Origin of the sequence: Psychromarinibacter halotolerans, assembly GCF_029168315.1 — a bacterium.
GTDB classification, from domain to species: domain Bacteria; phylum Pseudomonadota; class Alphaproteobacteria; order Rhodobacterales; family Rhodobacteraceae; genus Psychromarinibacter; species Psychromarinibacter halotolerans.
The window spans coordinates 229,153-245,097 of sequence record NZ_JARGYD010000005.1 but is presented as its reverse complement, the minus strand read 5'-3'; the positions used below and the strand labels follow the sequence as shown (position 1 = coordinate 245,097).

General features: G+C 66.5%; 17 protein-coding genes and 1 tRNA gene. 7 read left to right on the top strand and 11 right to left on the bottom strand.

Annotated features, from left to right (window positions below):
* The first annotated feature begins 22 nt into the window (after positions 1 to 22).
* Together P1K30_RS14900 and P1K30_RS14895 are read left to right on the top strand one after the other, a co-directional pair.
* Complete coding sequence (locus P1K30_RS14900) at positions 23 to 673, top strand: HAD family hydrolase (protein ID WP_275633545.1); 651 nt, start codon at positions 23 to 25, stop codon at positions 671 to 673.
* Positions 674 to 688: 15 nt separating this feature from the next.
* Positions 689 to 2,236, top strand: a complete 1,548-nt coding sequence (locus tag P1K30_RS14895) for an FGGY family pentulose kinase (protein WP_275633544.1) — start codon at positions 689 to 691, stop codon at positions 2,234 to 2,236.
* Between the two features lie 18 nt (positions 2,237 to 2,254).
* Here P1K30_RS14895 and P1K30_RS14890 read toward each other — a convergent pair whose 3' ends face one another.
* From P1K30_RS14890 to P1K30_RS14880, 3 genes are read right to left on the bottom strand one after another with little or no spacing between them, the layout of a single operon-like run.
* Positions 2,255 to 4,504 (bottom strand): xanthine dehydrogenase family protein molybdopterin-binding subunit, encoded by a 2,250-nt coding sequence (locus P1K30_RS14890; protein WP_275633543.1) that lies wholly within the window; start codon positions 4,502 to 4,504, stop codon positions 2,255 to 2,257.
* Complete coding sequence (locus P1K30_RS14885; protein ID WP_275633542.1) at positions 4,497 to 5,549, bottom strand: FAD binding domain-containing protein; 1,053 nt, start codon at positions 5,547 to 5,549, stop codon at positions 4,497 to 4,499. Before P1K30_RS14885 ends, P1K30_RS14890 begins: the two co-directional genes overlap by 8 nt.
* Positions 5,546 to 6,037, bottom strand: a complete 492-nt coding sequence (locus tag P1K30_RS14880) for a (2Fe-2S)-binding protein (RefSeq protein ID WP_275633541.1) — start codon at positions 6,035 to 6,037, stop codon at positions 5,546 to 5,548. Before P1K30_RS14880 ends, P1K30_RS14885 begins: the two co-directional genes overlap by 4 nt.
* Before the next feature lie 183 nt (positions 6,038 to 6,220).
* Between P1K30_RS14880 and P1K30_RS14875 the strand changes: the two genes are divergently transcribed.
* Complete coding sequence (locus P1K30_RS14875) at positions 6,221 to 6,817, top strand: TetR/AcrR family transcriptional regulator (protein WP_275633540.1); 597 nt, start codon at positions 6,221 to 6,223, stop codon at positions 6,815 to 6,817.
* Between the two features lie 21 nt (positions 6,818 to 6,838).
* Here the strand turns inward: P1K30_RS14875 and P1K30_RS14870 are convergent, their stop codons facing one another.
* The 5 genes from P1K30_RS14870 to P1K30_RS14850 form a co-directional block, all read right to left on the bottom strand.
* A complete protein-coding gene (locus tag P1K30_RS14870; protein ID WP_275633539.1) occupies positions 6,839 to 7,417 on the bottom strand; it encodes an NYN domain-containing protein in 579 nt (192 codons plus the stop codon).
* Positions 7,418 to 7,492: 75 nt separating this feature from the next.
* Positions 7,493 to 8,278 (bottom strand): precorrin-6A synthase (deacetylating), encoded by a 786-nt coding sequence (gene cobF, locus P1K30_RS14865; RefSeq protein WP_275633538.1) that lies wholly within the window; start codon positions 8,276 to 8,278, stop codon positions 7,493 to 7,495.
* Between the two features lie 133 nt (positions 8,279 to 8,411).
* Positions 8,412 to 8,487, bottom strand: a tRNA-Thr gene (locus P1K30_RS14860).
* 60 nt (positions 8,488 to 8,547) lie between these two features.
* Positions 8,548 to 10,203: an ABC transporter permease gene (locus P1K30_RS14855; protein WP_275633537.1), complete on the bottom strand. Its 1,656-nt coding sequence runs from the start codon at positions 10,201 to 10,203 to the stop codon at positions 8,548 to 8,550.
* Between the two features lie 135 nt (positions 10,204 to 10,338).
* The gene (locus tag P1K30_RS14850; protein WP_275633536.1) at positions 10,339 to 10,605 is read right to left on the bottom strand and encodes a DUF2312 domain-containing protein; all 267 of its coding nucleotides are present in this window, start codon (positions 10,603 to 10,605) and stop codon (positions 10,339 to 10,341) included.
* 167 nt (positions 10,606 to 10,772) lie between these two features.
* Here P1K30_RS14850 and P1K30_RS14845 point away from each other — a divergent pair, with 167 nt between their 5' ends.
* Positions 10,773 to 10,988: a hypothetical protein gene (locus tag P1K30_RS14845; protein ID WP_275633535.1), complete on the top strand. Its 216-nt coding sequence runs from the start codon at positions 10,773 to 10,775 to the stop codon at positions 10,986 to 10,988.
* A gap of 1,062 nt (positions 10,989 to 12,050) precedes the next feature.
* Here P1K30_RS14845 and P1K30_RS14840 read toward each other — a convergent pair.
* Both P1K30_RS14840 and P1K30_RS14835 read right to left on the bottom strand, forming a co-directional pair.
* The gene (locus P1K30_RS14840) at positions 12,051 to 12,263 is read right to left on the bottom strand and encodes a hypothetical protein (RefSeq protein ID WP_275633534.1); all 213 of its coding nucleotides are present in this window, start codon (positions 12,261 to 12,263) and stop codon (positions 12,051 to 12,053) included.
* Positions 12,264 to 12,328: 65 nt separating this feature from the next.
* On the bottom strand, positions 12,329 to 12,667 hold the full coding sequence (locus P1K30_RS14835) for a TraR/DksA family transcriptional regulator (protein ID WP_379560522.1): 339 nt from the start codon (positions 12,665 to 12,667) through the stop codon (positions 12,329 to 12,331).
* Positions 12,668 to 12,891: 224 nt separating this feature from the next.
* Here P1K30_RS14835 and P1K30_RS14830 point away from each other — a divergent pair, with 224 nt between their 5' ends.
* From P1K30_RS14830 to P1K30_RS14820, 3 genes are read left to right on the top strand one after another with little or no spacing between them, the layout of a single operon-like run.
* Positions 12,892 to 13,317 (top strand): YeeE/YedE family protein, encoded by a 426-nt coding sequence (locus tag P1K30_RS14830; RefSeq protein WP_275633615.1) that lies wholly within the window; start codon positions 12,892 to 12,894, stop codon positions 13,315 to 13,317.
* Positions 13,317 to 13,748: a DUF6691 family protein gene (locus P1K30_RS14825; RefSeq protein WP_275633533.1), complete on the top strand. Its 432-nt coding sequence runs from the start codon at positions 13,317 to 13,319 to the stop codon at positions 13,746 to 13,748. Before P1K30_RS14830 ends, P1K30_RS14825 begins: the two co-directional genes overlap by 1 nt.
* Positions 13,749 to 13,758: 10 nt before the next feature.
* Entirely contained in the window at positions 13,759 to 14,187 is a 429-nt protein-coding gene (locus tag P1K30_RS14820) for a protein tyrosine phosphatase family protein (RefSeq protein ID WP_275633532.1), read from the top strand.
* Positions 14,188 to 14,259: 72 nt separating this feature from the next.
* On the opposite strand, the gene P1K30_RS14815 is transcribed toward P1K30_RS14820, so the two are convergent.
* On the bottom strand, positions 14,260 to 15,891 hold the full coding sequence (locus tag P1K30_RS14815; protein ID WP_275633531.1) for a hypothetical protein: 1,632 nt from the start codon (positions 15,889 to 15,891) through the stop codon (positions 14,260 to 14,262).
* Between the last annotated feature and the right edge of the window lie 54 nt (positions 15,892 to 15,945).

Here is a 15,945-nt window from a genome sequence, read left to right as displayed (position 1 = left end):
GGCGGCGCGGCCATCCGGCCTCGTGATCTTCGATTGCGATGGTGTGCTGGTCGACTCGGAACCGATCTCGCTTGCCGTGACTTTGGAAGTGCTGGCCGAGGCAGGCTGCCCGCTGGATCTGTCGACCGGGTACGCCCGGTTCCTTGGCCGGTCGCTGGCCAGTGTCGCGCAGTGGCTGCGCGAAGAGCATGGCGTTGATCTGGACGACGCCCTGAAAGCCCGCCTGCGCGCGCGGCTGTTCCAACGGTTCAAGGCCGAGCTGCGCCCGATCCCCGGGGTCGCCGAGGCTGTCCGCGCGCTGCCCTGCCCCGCCTGTGTCGCATCGTCCAGCCAGCCGGACCGCATCCGCCTGTCGCTGGACCTGACCGAGCTTCTGCCCCTGTTCGATCCGAACATTTTCAGCGCGACGATGGTCGACCGGGGCAAGCCCGCGCCCGACCTATTCCTGCTGGCGGCATCGCGGATGGGAGTGGCGCCCGCCGATTGCGTGGTGGTCGAGGACAGCCCGCCCGGCATCCGCGCGGCGCAGTCTGCCGGAATGCGGGTCGTGGGGTTCGTGGGCGGGGCCCATGCCGAGCCCGCTGATTTGCGTCAGGCGGTTGCAAATCTCGCGCCGGACGCCATCATCTCGGACATGGCGGAGCTTCCCGCAATCGTGCAGGGAACCGCCTAACGGGGTCGGGAGGAGATGGCGCGCAACTTCTGTGCGGTCGATGTCGGTACGCGCAGCGTACGCGCGGGCGTCTTCGCTGAAGACGGCCGGCAGCTGTCGCGCGACGTGGTTGCCATCACCGTCCATTCCGCACGCGCCAGCCACGGCGAATACAGTTCCGAACAGATCTGGCAGGCCGTGTGTACCGCCGTCCGCCGGGCCCTTGACGCGTCGGGCCTTGCCCCGTCGGACATCTCGGGGATCGCCTTCGATGCGACCTGTTCGCTCGTGTTGACCGGCGGCGTGCCGCTTGGCCCTGACGGGCGCGACACGATCGCTTGGTTCGATCATCGCGCACTGGCCGAGGCGCGCGACTGCACAGCGACGGGACATCCCCTGATCGACCGCCACGGCGGGTCGATGTCGCCCGAGATGCAGACACCCAAGCTGTTGTGGCTAAAGCGAAACCGACGCGACTTGTGGGACGCGCTGACCCGCGCCGAGGACCTGACCGACCACCTGGCAACCCGCGCCACAGGTGCGCCGGTCCGATCCGCCTGTACGCTGACGGCGAAATGGGCTTTCGCGCCGGATCTGGGCGGCTGGCAGCAGGATTTTCTTGCCGCCGTCGGCCTGTCCGACCTGTCCGACCGCGCGGGGCTGACGGACCCAATCGTCCCGCCGGGAAGCCGCGCGGGAGGCCTGTCCGAGACCAGCGCGGCAGAGCTGGGCCTTGCCGCCGGTACCCCCGTCGCCGCCGGGATGGTCGACGCCTTCGCGGGCACGCTTGGCGGGCTGGCTTCGGCACAGGATCCGGCGGCGACACTTGCGTTGATCACCGGCACATCCAACTGCGTCATGTCTATGACGCCCGATCCCTGCGCCGCGCCGGGGCTTTGGGGCCCTTTGCAAAACGCGATCCTGCCCGGTCACTTCGTGACCGAGGGCGGCCAGTCGGCCGCCGGGGCCGTGCTGGACCACGTTCTGGCAAGCTGGCCTTGGCCAGACGATACTGCGCCGCCGGACCATGCTCAGGTGCTGACGCGGCTGGAACAGTTGGTCGCCCGCGACGGCGCCGCCTTCGGGCGCGGTATTGACGTGCTGCCGGACTTCAACGGGAACCGCTCGCCGCTGGCGGACCCGCTGGCGCTTGGGGTGATCTCTGGCCTGTCGCTGGACCGCAGTCTTGATGGCCTGTGCGCGTTGTACTGGCGCACCGCGGTGGCGCTGGCCTGCGGTGTGCGCCAGATCGTCGATCAGTTCGAGGCGGCGGGCCAGCCGGTCAACGCCCTGACCATCGCCGGGGGGCTGACCCGGTCGGACCTGCTGACACAACTGTTCGCGGATTGCTGCGACCTGCCCGCGTTGCGCCCGGACGCGCCGGACACGGTGATGCTGGGAACCGCGATGGCGGCGGCGGCCGGGTCCGGGCTGTATCCCGACCTGCCGTCCGCCGCACAGGCGATGCGGCGGGGCGTGACGCGGTTCGAACCCGAGTCGGCTGGGCGATACGACCGCGACCATGCCGCGTTCCGGTTGATGCAGCGGCACCGGGCGGACCTGCGCGACCTCGCCACTGGCTAGGCCGCGCAGCAAAGGCCGCTAGAGAAGCGCCGAGATGTGGATCGGGAACGAGGTGACTCGCGTGCCCGTCGCGTGCCACACCGCGTTCGCGATGGCGCCCACCGTGCCCGAGATGCCCATCTCGCCCACGCCCTTCACGCCCAGCGCGTTGACGAAGCGGTCCTCTTCGTCGATCAGCAGCGTCTCGACCGAAGGCACGTCGGCGTTGACCGGGACGTGGTACCCGGCAAGGTCGCCGTTCACCGGCCGTCCCGTGCGCGGGTCGTGGATGCCTTCCTCGTGCAGCGCAAAGCCGACGCCCCAGATCATCCCGCCGTTCAGCTGGCTGGCGGCCAGCTTGGGGTTGATGATCCGTCCGGCGGCAAATGCGCCGACAAGGCGGGTGACGCGGATCTGGAACAGGTCCGGGTCCACCAGCACCTCGGCGAAGACCGCCCCGTGCGAGAACATCGCCCGCGCCTCGGCATCCGCCGGGTTGCGGGCGCCGGTGCCGCTGCCCTCGACCTCGGACAGACCGGCGCGGGCAAGGATGTCGGCATAGCTGTCGGACCGGCTTTCGTCGTCCAGCCGCACCAGCCGCCCGTCCCGCGCCTCGACGCCCGCGTTGTCCGCGCCGAACAGGGGCGAGTCCGGGTCCTTCATCGCGATCTCGGCCAGTTTTGCCACCGCATCCGAACCGGCGGCGAACAGCGCGCTGCCCGCCGTCGCGGTATGCCCCGATCCGCCCGCGACACCGCCGTCCGGCTGATCCGAGGTGCCCGAGCGGAACTCGACCTTGTCGGCGTGAAGCCCCACACCGTCCGCCGCGATCTGGGCCAGCGCGGTCCACGCGCCCTGCCCCATGTCGGCGCCTGCGGTCTCGACCAAAGCGGTGCCGTCGGCCTTCAGTACGGCGCGCGCCTGCGCATGAAACATCGGCGCGGGGAACATCGCGGTGCCCATGCCCCAGCCCTTCAGCCGCCCGAACTCGTCCTTCATCATGCCCGGCGCCAGCGGGCGACCGGCCCATCCGAACCGCTTCGCGCCCTCGGCGTAACACTCGCGCAGGTTCTTGGACGAGTATTCCTTGCCCGAGGCCGGGTCGGTCTCGGCATAGTTCAGCAGGCGGAAGTCCAGCGGGTCCATCCCCGCCTCTTCCGCCATCCGGTCCATCGCGACCTCCAGCGCGGCGGATCCCGTCGCCTCGCCCGGGGCGCGCATCGGTCCCGGCGTGCCGGTGTCCTGCCGCACAGCCCCGTGCGAGCTTTGCAGCACCGGCGCGGCGTAGGTGTTCTGCGAGGCGTTGGCCGCACCCTCGATGAAGTCGTCGAAGCTGCTGGTCGTTGCGACCGCGTGATGCTTGATCATCGTCAGCCGGTTGTCGCCATCGGTGCCCAGCGTGACCGTCTGGCGCGTCGCGCCCCGGTGCTGCACCGGGCCGTACATCTGGTCACGGCGCAGGGTCAGCTTCACCGGGCGCCCGGTCAGCTTCGCCGCGAGGATGCACAGCAGTTGCGGCCCCACAAGGATCGCCTTCGACCCGAAACCGCCACCAAGGTAGGGGCTGCGCAGGGTGACGTTTTCCGGCGGGATGCCGAAATAGGCCGCGAAGCCCCCGCGCGCCATGACGATGGCTTGGTTCGGGGTGTCGATCGTCAGGCGGTCGCCGTCCCACTGTGCGACGATGGCATGAGGCTCCATCGCATTGTGGTACTGCATCGGCGTGGCGATCTTCGTCTCGACCACCTTCGCCGACGCGGCTTCGGCGGCCTCGGCGTCGCCCTTCTCGAACGTCGGATTTCCGCCGATCCCGACAGCCGGCGGGTCATAGGCCTCGCCACCGTCGAAGCCTATCCGCGCGGGCTGTTCGTCATAGGTCGGCGCCAGAAGGCGCGCGCCCTCGGTCGCCGCCTCCAGCGTTTCGGCGATCACCAGCGCGATCGGCTGGCCGGCATAGCGCACCGAGTCGTTCTGCAACGCCTCGGTCCGCCATGCGAAAAAGTGGTGCTTTTCATCCGGGTCCAGCGCCAGCGGCGGTCGGTTGTCGGGAGTCATCACCTCGAAGACGCCGGGATGGGCCTTGGCGGCCTCGACATCCAGCGAGATCACGCGCCCCCGCGCGATGCCAGCCCCGGCGTAGACCGCGTAAAGCAGGCCGTCGGGGCGGTTGTCGGCGGCATAGGTCGCGGCGCCGGTGACCTTGGCGATACCGTCGCGGCGGCTCATCGGCTGGCCGGCGTTCGACCCAAGTCTTACGTGGCCGGCGGTCGGGTTCAACGTGTCAGGCATGGGCGTCTGCTCCATTCTCGAAGACGGATGCGGGCAGCGCGGGCATCCGCTCTGGCGTTCCCGTGGCCGCGTTGGTCAGCGCACGCACCGCGATCCGGCGCGCGAGTTCGATCTTGTGGGCGTTGTCGCCTGAGGCCCGCGCACCCGCGACCAGCAGGTCTGCTGCCTTCGCGAAGGCCGTCGCATCGGCGTGCTGCCCGACCAGCGCGGCCTCGGCCTCTGCCAACCGCCACGGCCGCGCCGCGACGCCGCCCAGCGCGATACGCGCCTCGGCGATGGTGTCGCCGTCCATCCGCAGCATCGCCGCGGCAGAGACCAGCGCAAAGGCGTAGGACGTCCTTTCGCGAAGCTTCACGTAACGGGCGTTGCACGCAAACGAGGTGCTGCCTGCGGGCAGGATCAGCGCGGTGATCAGTTCGCCCGCCGCCAGATGCGCGCCACCGGGACCGTCGGCATCGGGCAGCGTCAGGAAATCCTCCAGCGCGACCTCGCGCCGCCCGTCCGCGCCCGCGATTTCCACCGTTGCGCCCAGCGCGACCAGCGGCACGCAGAAGTCCGACGGGTGGGTGGCGATGCACTGCTCGGTCCAGCCAAGCACCGCGTGGTTGTCGGTCACGCCGCCCAGCGCGGCACAGCCCGATCCGGGCGCACGGCGGTTGCAGGCGCTAAGCGGGTCTTGGAAATAGCTGCAACGGGTCCGCTGCATCAGGTTGCCGCCCACCGTCGCCGCGTTGCGCAACTGCGCCGAGGCACCGGACAACAGCGCCTCGGCCACCGCCGGACAGGCTGCCGCAAACGCGGGATCGCGGGCGAGGTCGGCGTTCCGCACAAGCGCACCGATCTTCCAGCCGCCGCCCGGCAAAGCCTCGATCCCGTCAAGTCCCGGCAGGTGGGTGATGTCCACCACCGTGCCCGGTTGCGCGACGCCGATCTTCATCAGGTCCAGCAGGTTCGTGCCGCCCGCAAGGAACGCGGCGCCGGGCTGAAGCCCCGCCTGCACCGCCTCGTCGACCGATCCCGGCCGGAGATAGTCGAACAGGTTCATGCCGATTTCCTTTTCTCGTCGGCCATGCGGCGCTGTGCGTCCTGCACGGCGGCGGTGATGCCGGGATAGGCGGCGCAGCGGCAGATGTTGCCGCTCATGCCCTCGCGGATGCGTTCGGCGTCGTCCGCCCCGCCCTCGGCGATCAGGCCCACCGCGCTCATGATCTGGCCCGGCGTGCAGTATCCACACTGGAAGCCGTCGCATTCGACGAAGGCGGCCTGAACCGGGTGCAGGTCGTCGCCCTGCGCCAGCCCTTCGATCGTTGTCACCTCGGCGCCGTCGTGGCTGACGGCCAACGCAAGGCACGCGTTGATGCGCCGCCCGTCCACCAGAACGGTGCAGGCGCCGCACTGGCCGCGGTCGCAGCCCTTCTTGGTTCCGGTAAGACCCACCCTGTCGCGCAGCACGTCCAGAAGCGTGGCGCGGGGGTCTTCCAATGGCACGTCACGGCGTTCGCCGTTGACGGTAAGGCTGATGGACAGGGTCATGATCCCTCCGGATGTTGGATGTCGTTGCGGCAGACCGCCGGTGGCCCCGGCTGGGGGCCTTTCGCCCCGGTCTTTATCGGTGCAGACTTGACGCGGGCCGGTGTGCCCGCTGAATTCAATATACGGAGGCACCCTCCGTTTATCAACCCTGTCGCTGACACGACGGGGTTTCGGATGTGCGAGATGGACGGCGAACCAAAGAAAACAGGCAGAAAGCCGCGGGCGGATTCGATCCGCAACCGCGAGAAACTGCTGGCCGCCGCCTCGTCGATCTTCTCCGCCGGCGGGCCGGGCGCCAGCCTAGAGGCGGTCGCGAAAGAGGCCGGGGTCGGGATCGGGACGCTGTACCGGCACTTCCCCACCCGCGAGTCTTTGTTTCAGGCCGTCTATGCCCGCGAGGTCGACGAGCTGGTGACACTGGCCGAGACCCTATGCGCCGAAAGCAACGACCCCGTCGCCGCGCTGCGCCGCTGGATGCACGCCTGTGTGCGGACGGTGGCCACCAAGCGCGGGATGCTGACGGCCCTGTCGCCCAGCACCGACGGCTCGGCCGAGTTTCTGGCCGAACGGTCGGCGCGGCTGCGCAGCGCCGTGGCCGACCTGATGCAGCGCGGCGCGGAAACGGGACGGCTTCGGTCGGATGTGACGCCCGAAGAGGTCATGCGCGCCTTCATCGCCATCTGCTACATGCAGCAGGACGACGGCTGGCAGGACACGGTGACGCGACTGCTTGACGTGTTGGTCGACGGGCTTTCGGTCCCGGGGCAAGAGAACGGCTGACGCCACAGGCGGCGCGCGGCGTCACGCGGGCTGAGTAAGCTCCAGCGTCAATTGGCCGGATCGAAAGCTGCCCCGGATCAGGTAGTCACGGCTTCGGACCTCGGGATAGCCGTCGGCCCAGTCGCGGAACCTGTCGTTGGTGACCACCCTTGCGTTCATTTTCCGCGCGGCATCAAGGATGAACGGGTCGGCGGGCGTCCCTCTGGGAACGACCAGTACGTGGTCCGTCTTCAGGCTCAACATGCGCGCAAGCGCCTGATCGTTCATGTGCCGTCCAAACAGCTTGTACCCGGCGTTCGCATCGAAAACGATCCCGGCTGAATAGCCCGACCGTGCAAGGTGGTCGAGCAGCGCCTTTACAGGTTTCAGCGACGGCGTTCCGTCGTCCCAGTGCATCACGTTCGACCCGTCGATCACGATCACGGGCCGCGATTTGCCCGACCTGCCCGGCCTTCGTCGCCACAGCGCCGCGAGGCACAGCACCAAGCTGGCGGCGGCGCTGGGACCCGCCAGAAGCAGGAAATCCGAATATTCGGGACGCAACAGCGCCACGGCAATCCCGGCGACGGACACGAAGAAAATAAGCAATGGGGCGATCATAAGAAATCGTCGTGCAGTGGAAATATGCCGACACGATACGCCCTGTTCCCTGCCCCGGCAACAGCGCGGTGACGCTTAGTCGCCCGTGCTTCCGCCGTCCGGCGACAGGACGTAGGTATCCATCACCCAGCCGTGCGTCTCTCGGGACACCTCGCGCAGGCGCTCGATCTCGTCGCGGACGTCGCGCAGCTTGCCTTCGACAAGGATCTCGTCCGGGCTTCCGACATAAGCGCCCCAGCGGATGTGGATGTCGCCGTCGATCTCTTGCAGCCCTTTCTGGGTATCCAGCATCACCACGACGTTTCCGCCCGTGTCGGGAAAACCGGCGGCAAGCTGGCGGCCCGTCATGATGGTCAGCGACTCTCCGATCCGGTTCAACGCGACCTTGTGCCGGGCCGCCAGCGCCGAGACGCTGCTGATGCCAGGGATTACGTCGACGTTAAGGTCGAACGCACCGGTGGCATGGATCCTGTCGAGGATGCCCAGCGTGCCGTCGTACAGCGAGGGATCGCCCCAAACGAGGAACGCGCCGACATCGTCCTCGGCCAGCTCGTCCCTCAAAAGCCGTTCATAGATCTGCCGGACTTTGGCGCGCCATTCCTTCACGTCGGTCTTGTAGGCCCCGGCCTTCGACCGCTCGGGGATGTCGAATTCCACGAACCGGCAAGCCTCGCCGTCCATGTAGCGGTCGCAGATCTCGTGACGCAAGTGAAGCAAGCCCGCCTTGTCTGCGCCCTTGTTGGGCAGAAACACGACCTGTGCCCGGTTCAGCGCGTTGATCGCCTGAACGGTCATGTATTCGGGGTTTCCGGCTCCGATGCCGATCACGCTGATGCGCCGCTTCACCGGCTGAGTTTCCATCGGGGACACGCCTTCTTCCTGTGTGGCTTTCACCAATGGCCACTGCCGTCCCACCATATCCGACACGCCGCCAGCTTCAACGCGGCGCACAGCGGCGGGCCGTCATGGACCCAGGTCGGACAGATAGGAAAGGTGGTGCCCCCAGAGAGACTCGAACTCCCGACATCCTGATTACAAATCAGGCGCTCTACCAGCTGAGCTATAGGGGCGCAGCGCGAGAGATAAGTGGAAAGGCCGAACGAGTAAAGCATGGATTGGTCCACGCGGCGTCAACGGTTCGCCCGCGCCAACAGCAGTACTGCCAGCAATCCGACCAGCACCACCAAAAGCGCGGCCGGAGACGCCTCGCCGATCTGTTCCAGCGACGCCTTCTCGTGCACGCGGGTGGCCAGCGTGTTGTAGTTGAAGGGCCGCAGCAGAAGCGTTGCGGGCAACTCCTTCACGCAGTCAACGAAGACCAGAAGCAGTGCGGTTCCGACCGAGCCCCGGATCAGCGGGACGTAGACCTCGCGCAGGGCGCCGCCAGCGGTGCGGCCCAGCGACCGCGCGGCCATCGGCAGGTTGGGCGACACCCGCCCCATCGCCGCATCCGCCGCGCCTTGGGCGATGGCGAAGAAGCGCACGGCGTAAGCGTAGATGATCGCGAAGGCAGATCCGGTCATGACAAGGCCGATGTCCCATCCCGTCGCCGCCTCGACCGCGTCGGCGACGGCGTTGTCGGCGGCGGCCATCGGGATCAGCAGGCCCACGCCCAGCACCGCCCCCGGCGCGGCATAGCCGATGGTGGTGATCGGCAGCAGCGCACGCGGCACGCCGCTGCGGGCCAGCCGGACGCCGTAGACAAGGAACAGCGCCGCCACGACGGTCAGGACCGAGGCGATGCCGCCGACCGTCAGCGTATGCCACAGTGCCAGCAGCAGCCCTCGGTCGACCCAGTGTTCGGGATTGTCCAGCGCGTGGCTCAGGATCACGCCGCCGGGCAGCAGGAAGCCCAGCGCGAAGGGGAAGGTACAGAACGCCAGCGCCAGCGCCGCCGCGCCGCCTTTCAGCGGCTGCGGCTCGACCGGGCGCTGCGACCGGGACAGGCGGTAGAACCGGCTGCGGCGGCGGCCAAGCTTCTCCAGCCCGACCAGAAGCAGGATCAGCACAAGGATGACGCTGGCGATCTGCGCCGCGCCGCCCGCGTTGCCGGATTGTAGCCAGACGCTGAAGATACCGGTGGTCAGGGTCTGCACCGCGAAGTAATCGACGGTGCCGAAATCGCTGACCGCCTCCATCATCGCGACCGCAGTCCCGGCGGCGATGGCGGGGCGCGCCAGCGGCAGGCCGACGCGCCAGAACCGGCGGAACGGCCCCGCACCCAGCGCCTGCGCAACCTCGAACGTGCTGCCGGACTGGTCGCGGAACGCCTGTCGGGCCAGCAGGTAAACGTAAGGATACAGCGCCCCCGACAGCACGATGATGGCGGCCCAGCGCGACCGGATCTCGGGGAACCAGTAATCGCGCGAGGTCTGCCAGCCGAAGGTCTCGCGCAGGGCGGTCTGGAACGGCCCGGCGTATTCAAGAAAATCCACCAGCGCGTAGGCGCCGACATAGGCCGGGATCGCCAGCGGCAGCAGGTTCAGCCACTGCAGAACCTTCGAGCCCGGAAAGCGGTACATCACCAGAAGCCACGCCAGCCCCGCCCCCGTCGCGGCGCACAGCGCGCCCACCGACAGGGTCAGCAGAAGCGTGTTGCCAAGGTAACGCGGCAGGGTGGTGGAAACGAGGTGCGGCCAGATGTTCTGGGTCGGGTGGAAGGCGATCCAGATCACCGACAGGATGGGCAGCACGACCGCCGCCGCGATAACTGCGGCGCCGACCGACCAGCGGTCTGCCCGCCACCGTGCACGCGGGCGGCCTTGCTGAAGGATCTCTCCGGACATGGTGGGCAGTTATCCCGTCGCCCGGGCGCTTGTCCACCGTCCCTCTTGCCGTTTGGCGGCGGCGGACACGGCCAGCGCGACGCGGCCCCGAACCCGAACCCGAACCCGAGCCTGAACGCGGGTGGCCCCGAAGGGTCAGCCCATGCCCAGCGCCGACTTGTACATGTCGAGAACGGCTTCTTCTTCGGCGATGTCGTCGGGCTCGCGCTTACGCAGCGCGATCACCTTGCGCATGACCTTGGTGTCATAGCCACGCCCCTTGGCCTCGGCCATCACCTCTTTCTGCTGGTCGGCGATGTCTTTCTTTTCGGCCTCCAGCCGTTCGAAACGCTCTATGAACTGGCGCAGTTCATCGGCGGTGACGCGGTAGCTGTCCGGCGGGGTGTTGTCGGGTTGGTCCATTCGGCGGGTCTCCTGCTCTGGCCATTGATGTCCGGCCTCTTGGGTAACCGGATTACCGCCCGCCCCCCATCCCCGCAAGGGGCAGACTTGCCCGTGCGCGGGTTCCGGGGTACCCGCACCGCAGAGCGGCCGGGGACGGCCCCGCGGCAGAGGAACGGGAGAGCGCGATGGATTGGCTGATCTGGCTTGGGGCGGCGGTGTCGCTGGTGGGGCTTGTAGGGCTTGTCTGGTGCATCGTCATCGTCGTGCGGGCCAAGCGCCAGAACCTAAGCGACGACGAACTGCGCGACCGGGTCCGCCGGGTCATCCCGCTGAACATGGGCGCGCTGCTGCTGTCCGTATTCGGGCTGATCATCGTGGTCTTCGGGATCGTTCTGGGCTGACGTTTCCCGGGCTGACGCTTCGGACTGGCCACCGCCCTTCTGAGGCCAGACCAGACCTTGGACGCGGAACAAGCGGGAGGCGGCTTGGCGGGACAAAGCTGCCGTTGCCATCGACCACTTGAACGACCGCTTTCCGGAACGCGGATTTTTCGCCACCGGCAGAGGCGTGCGAGTTTTCGCACAAATGCATCCCATGTGGTGCTGTTAGCTATCTCAATCTAAAATCGTGGTGACTGAACAATTTAGGACGGCAAGTAAGAACATGAACGCAAGGTTATTTAGCATGGCGATTGGTGCACTGATGCTAGTCTCCAACTGTGCAGGCATCCCACCGGTTAACACCAATACGATTAGCAACTCTCCTGCTGGAGCAAACGCATTTGCGGAGGCGAGCAAGGCCGTGAGGGCATGCGCGGGCTTACCAGACGCAGAGGCAATGTTCGATAGGTTTGAGGCGATAGGATATCGTTCTCCTGAAACACCGGACAGAGCGTCCAGAACAAATCTACCAAGTGGGAAGACCAGAATTGTAGTTCCTGTGGTGTCACACGATGATGGGCAAGTTATCGTTCAAGCTGGTGCTGGATACTGCTACGTGGGCTTACGCGGAATGACACCACAGCAGAGTTTCTTGCTCGCTCAGGCTTTGGTTAAGAGATTTGGAGCCACGACAAACGCAGAGAATGGACAAGGCTTATCCGACCATGTTGTTCAAGCATGGCGAGTTCAGAGAAACGGTACACCTGCCGTCCTTATCGCAGCACATAAGACTTGGCCGTGGGATCGCGGAAGATGGCCTTCGGTACCGGGGGCGGCAGTCACTCTAATTACTCGGTAAAAAATCGACTGGAACGCTCGAAGCTGTCGCCAAATTAAGAGCTTAGGCTACGCCCCGTTATAGAACCGGGCATTCGTGCGCTGTGCTGCACCCGTCAAATTACGCTCACTGCCGACCCTCGCTGCATGGCGCACGAACGGCACGTACTCCTTGGCGAAGGCGATCTGGATCAGCGACCTGACAGGTAGGTCACTTTAGTCTGACACCTGACAGTCAGGATCCGTTTAGACCGGTACGTTGTCGAAGAAATCGTCGGCGTCCTCGTCTTCCAGCCTTCGGCTGAGACGGACGTAGTTTTCCGGGAGCGGAAGCCCGAGAGCTTCGTACTCGGCAAGTGTGCGCCGCAGTTGTTCCTGCAGCATCGCCTTGTTCTCGGGGTGCCTCTGGATCTCGTCCAGCAGGCCGCTGACCGTCGCCTTGAACCTTTCCAATGCCATTTCCGTGTCCTCCTTCTCGGTCTGGCACGCTGCCACCGCGTGGCGGATCGTCCGGTCGGCTCCCCTCAGGACCGGGCCGTCGCCCCCGCGCAGGTACGGCACAACGGGGTGTAGGGTACCACATCCAACCGCTCAGGTTGAATGACTTCACCGCAACGTGCGCAATAGCCGTATTCGCCCGCGTCGATCCGGTCCAAGGCCGCGCGGATCATAGAGATTTCGACCTGCCCGCTGGTGCCAAGCGTTTCCAGTACCTCGTCGGTTTCACGTTCGGTCGCCAGATCCTCCCAATCCTTGGACTGGTGCGAATCGATTTCGGTCTCGATTCCCTGCAAGCGGGCTTCAAGCTCTGCCAGGCGCTTTTCCAGCACTTTGCGGCGGTCTTCCGTGGTCGTCATGGGCATCTGGTTCTCTCCCCTTTGCCCGAAATTACCCAGCACGCCCCGTTGCGGCCTTGATCCACGTCAAGATCCCGACGGGCCGCACAGGCCGAAAGAGGCCCCATTGAAACACAGGCCGAAAGAGGCCCCATTGAAACACATGCAGTAATTGTTATATGAGTGCGCTAACGGCCGCCGGGACGCCCGCCCGGGCGCGACTCCGCGATGCGGCAAGGAGTAAACACATGATCGAAATGGACTGGATCTGGGGCCTTGTCGGCGGCCTGATGATCGGCAGCGCCGCGGCGCTTTTCCTACTGGTGAACGGCCGCATCATGGGGGCCTCGGGTATCCTTGGCGGACTGGTGGACGGCTCGGGCCGGTCGAACTGGACGGAACGCGCCGCCTTTATCGCGGGACTGGTGATTGTGCCGCTGCTGATGCTTCCGCTTTACACAGAGGTCGACACCCACATCTCGACCAATCCGGCCGTGCTGATCGGCGCGGGCTTGCTGGTGGGCGTCGGGACGCGGCTGGCCAACGGCTGCACCTCGGGCCACGGGGTCTGCGGCATCTCGCGGTTCTCGCTGCGGGGCATCGTCGCGACCGTCTTCTACCTGATCGCGGGCGGTGTATCCGTCCTGCTGTTCAAGCACATCCTGGGAGTCATCTGATGCGCGCGCTGTTTGCCCTTTTCTCTGGCGGCCTGTTCGGCGCCGGGCTGCTTGTGTCGGGCATGGTCGACACCGCCAAGGTCCAAGGCTGGCTGGACGTGTTCGGCGACTGGGACCCGACGCTAGCCTTCGTGCTGGGCGGGGCGATCATCCCGATGACCATCGCGTGGCGGTTCACGATGGGCCGCGCGCCGAAGCTGGGCGGTTCGTTCCCGGCGCCGCCCGAACCGCGGATCGGCCACAACCTTGTGCTTGGATCGGTGCTGTTCGGCGCGGGCTGGGGACTGGCCGGGCTGTGCCCCGGACCGGCGATGGCCTCGCTGACCTTTGCGGGCTGGTCGGGGCCGCTGTTCGTTGTGTCAATGATCGCCGGGATGCTGTTCGCGCCGCCGGTGCGCAGCTGGGTAGACGGGGTCGCCGCGTCGTCGTAAGGATTCCGTCATGGACATCCGGTACATCACACCCGAATACGCGGTCTCTCCGCAGATCGAACCGACCGACATGGCCCTGCTGGCAGAGCAAGGCTTTACGATGGTCATCAACAACCGCCCCGACGACGAGGTGCCCCCGACGCACCAGTCAGAGGCCATGCGCGCGGCGGCGGAAGCCGCCGGGCTGACCTATGTCGAGAACCCCGTGGTGAACGGGGCGATGACGATGGACATGGTGACCACGCAGGGCCAGTCGATCACGGACGCCTCGGGCGCCGTGTTCGCCTATTGCCGGTCCGGCACGCGGTCGACCATCGTCTGGGCGCTGAGCAACGCGGGCGCACAGCCCACCGATGCGCTGCTGTCGGCGGCTGCCGACGCGGGCTATGACATCTCGGGCCTGCGCGGTCAGATCGAAAGCCTTGCGCAGGGCGGCTAACCGCCCTGCCATCACGCCTGCATCGACGGGCCGGCGCCCAGCCGGTCCGCTTTTCTTTCGCAAGACCGGCGCTTAGCCGTCGCGGTCGAAGGAATACAGCCAATAGAGCGGCGCCTTGCGCACCTCGGTCACGGCGATGCCGGACTCTTCGATGGTCTCAAGGATGTCCTTGCGCACCGACAAAGACGTGGGACACAGCGGCACCAGCAGGTAATCCGCGCTGTCGATCCCCGGAAGCCCGCCATAGTACCACGGCGCCCCGTGCTCCAGACGATCGAGGCTGCTGAACATCCAGTGCCCCATGAACAGGTCGGCCACGAATACCCGGCGTCCCTCGGCGAAGCCGTTCTGTTCCAGATCCGTCACGATGGCCTCGAACCAAGCGACAATGCCCATCTGCAGTTCGCAATACGGCAGCGGCGTGCCCTGAAAGCTGACCCGCTCCTCGTCCCGCTTTGCCTTGCCGACGCGATCCTCCAGCCCTGACCCCGGCACGTCCAGCGCAACGACACCGTCGACCCGGTTCGCCCGGATCTCGCGCACCTGCAGGTCGTGATGTTCCGGGTTCCGGACAAGGATCGGCTGGTAATCTGCGGGATCGAGGCTGAGATGACGAAACGGGCTGTAGGCAAGGTTCAGCATGGACGGCGCGGCAAAGGCGATGGCGATCGCGGCGGCCACGCCCAGCGCCTGCGCAAGTGGCCAGCCGAAGCTGTTGCGCAACTCGGGCCGCACCTCGGGCACCAGCAGAAGCACCGCCAGAAGCATCAGCCATTGCGGATCGTTGCCGAAGTTCTGCCAGGTGACATAGATGAACCCCGGCGCCAGCAGCAGCAGTGCCAGGCCCAGCGTCATCTCTCCGGCCTGCCGCAGCAGGATGATCGCGCCTAGCGCGACAGCGGACGCCCCGAGATAGGCGGGCGCCATCACGATGGTACGCAGCCCGAAGCCCGGTGCGGGACGCACGGTCGAGGCCGACACCTCGCGCAGGTCGTTCAGGTAGGCGACCCAGAAGTCGAGCGTCGCGAAGACCGAAACGATCAGCGCCACGGCCAGCCCGCTGGCCAGCGCGCCGCGCAGCGCCTTGGTGTTGCCGTTGGCAAGAAGGCCGACCACCACCGGCACAAGGAAGGCGGCGAAGTATGTGACCTTGCACAAGGCAAGGAACGCCAGACCGACGCCGATGATCAGCCCGTCCAGCACGTCGTTGCGGATCTCGCGCGGGGGCAGCACCGCCAGCACGATCACGACGTAGCTGACCGCCCACGCCCACCGATTGTAGTGCATCGAGATCGACACCGACCGTTCCGTCTCGCCGTGCACCAGCGCCATCACCAGCACCAGAACCGACAGACCAAACAGGTAGGCCGCGCGGCGCGGCAGCCGGCTCATCCCGGCCCAGAACACCGCTGGCAGCAGGATGAAGGCCAGCAGGACCTGACTCAGCAGGATCGAAATCCCGACGCCAAGCCCGAGGTTGAGAAACAAGACGACCGGCGCGAAAGCCAGCAAGCCGATCGGCGTCATGAAATCCAGATGCGGCCACTCGCCGCTCGCCATGCGGAACAGGATCTGCAGAAGGTGCAGCGTGTCGCCTTCATGCTTGGCCAGATAGAAGCCGCCCTTGGCCAGCGTGACAGAGCCGAGGACCACGATCACGGCCACCAGAAACGCAATGAAAACTGCGGGATTAGGTCTGCTCATGCCCTCGGTGTGTCCATTTTTCTGCCACAGTAACCTGTCAGAAAACCAACGAAG

Bases quoted from the DNA above. Each gene is read 5' to 3' on its own strand.
- P1K30_RS14895 (WP_275633544.1), top strand. From the start codon at position 689: ATGGCGCGCAACTTCTGTGCGGTCGATGTCGGTACGCGCAGCGTACGC.
- P1K30_RS14890 (WP_275633543.1), bottom strand. From the start codon at position 4,504: ATGCCTGACACGTTGAACCCGACCGCCGGCCACGTAAGACTTGGGTCG.
- P1K30_RS14885 (WP_275633542.1), bottom strand. From the start codon at position 5,549: ATGAACCTGTTCGACTATCTCCGGCCGGGATCGGTCGACGAGGCGGTG.
- P1K30_RS14880 (WP_275633541.1), bottom strand. From the start codon at position 6,037: ATGACCCTGTCCATCAGCCTTACCGTCAACGGCGAACGCCGTGACGTG.
- P1K30_RS14875 (WP_275633540.1), top strand. From the start codon at position 6,221: ATGGACGGCGAACCAAAGAAAACAGGCAGAAAGCCGCGGGCGGATTCG.
- P1K30_RS14870 (WP_275633539.1), bottom strand. From the start codon at position 7,417: ATGATCGCCCCATTGCTTATTTTCTTCGTGTCCGTCGCCGGGATTGCC.
- cobF (WP_275633538.1), bottom strand. From the start codon at position 8,278: ATGGAAACTCAGCCGGTGAAGCGGCGCATCAGCGTGATCGGCATCGGA.
- P1K30_RS14855 (WP_275633537.1), bottom strand. From the start codon at position 10,203: ATGTCCGGAGAGATCCTTCAGCAAGGCCGCCCGCGTGCACGGTGGCGG.
- P1K30_RS14850 (WP_275633536.1), bottom strand. From the start codon at position 10,605: ATGGACCAACCCGACAACACCCCGCCGGACAGCTACCGCGTCACCGCC.
- P1K30_RS14845 (WP_275633535.1), top strand. From the start codon at position 10,773: ATGGATTGGCTGATCTGGCTTGGGGCGGCGGTGTCGCTGGTGGGGCTT.
- P1K30_RS14840 (WP_275633534.1), bottom strand. From the start codon at position 12,263: ATGGCATTGGAAAGGTTCAAGGCGACGGTCAGCGGCCTGCTGGACGAG.
- P1K30_RS14835 (WP_379560522.1), bottom strand. From the start codon at position 12,667: ATGCCCATGACGACCACGGAAGACCGCCGCAAAGTGCTGGAAAAGCGC.
- P1K30_RS14825 (WP_275633533.1), top strand. From the start codon at position 13,317: ATGCGCGCGCTGTTTGCCCTTTTCTCTGGCGGCCTGTTCGGCGCCGGG.
- P1K30_RS14820 (WP_275633532.1), top strand. From the start codon at position 13,759: ATGGACATCCGGTACATCACACCCGAATACGCGGTCTCTCCGCAGATC.
- P1K30_RS14815 (WP_275633531.1), bottom strand. From the start codon at position 15,891: ATGAGCAGACCTAATCCCGCAGTTTTCATTGCGTTTCTGGTGGCCGTG.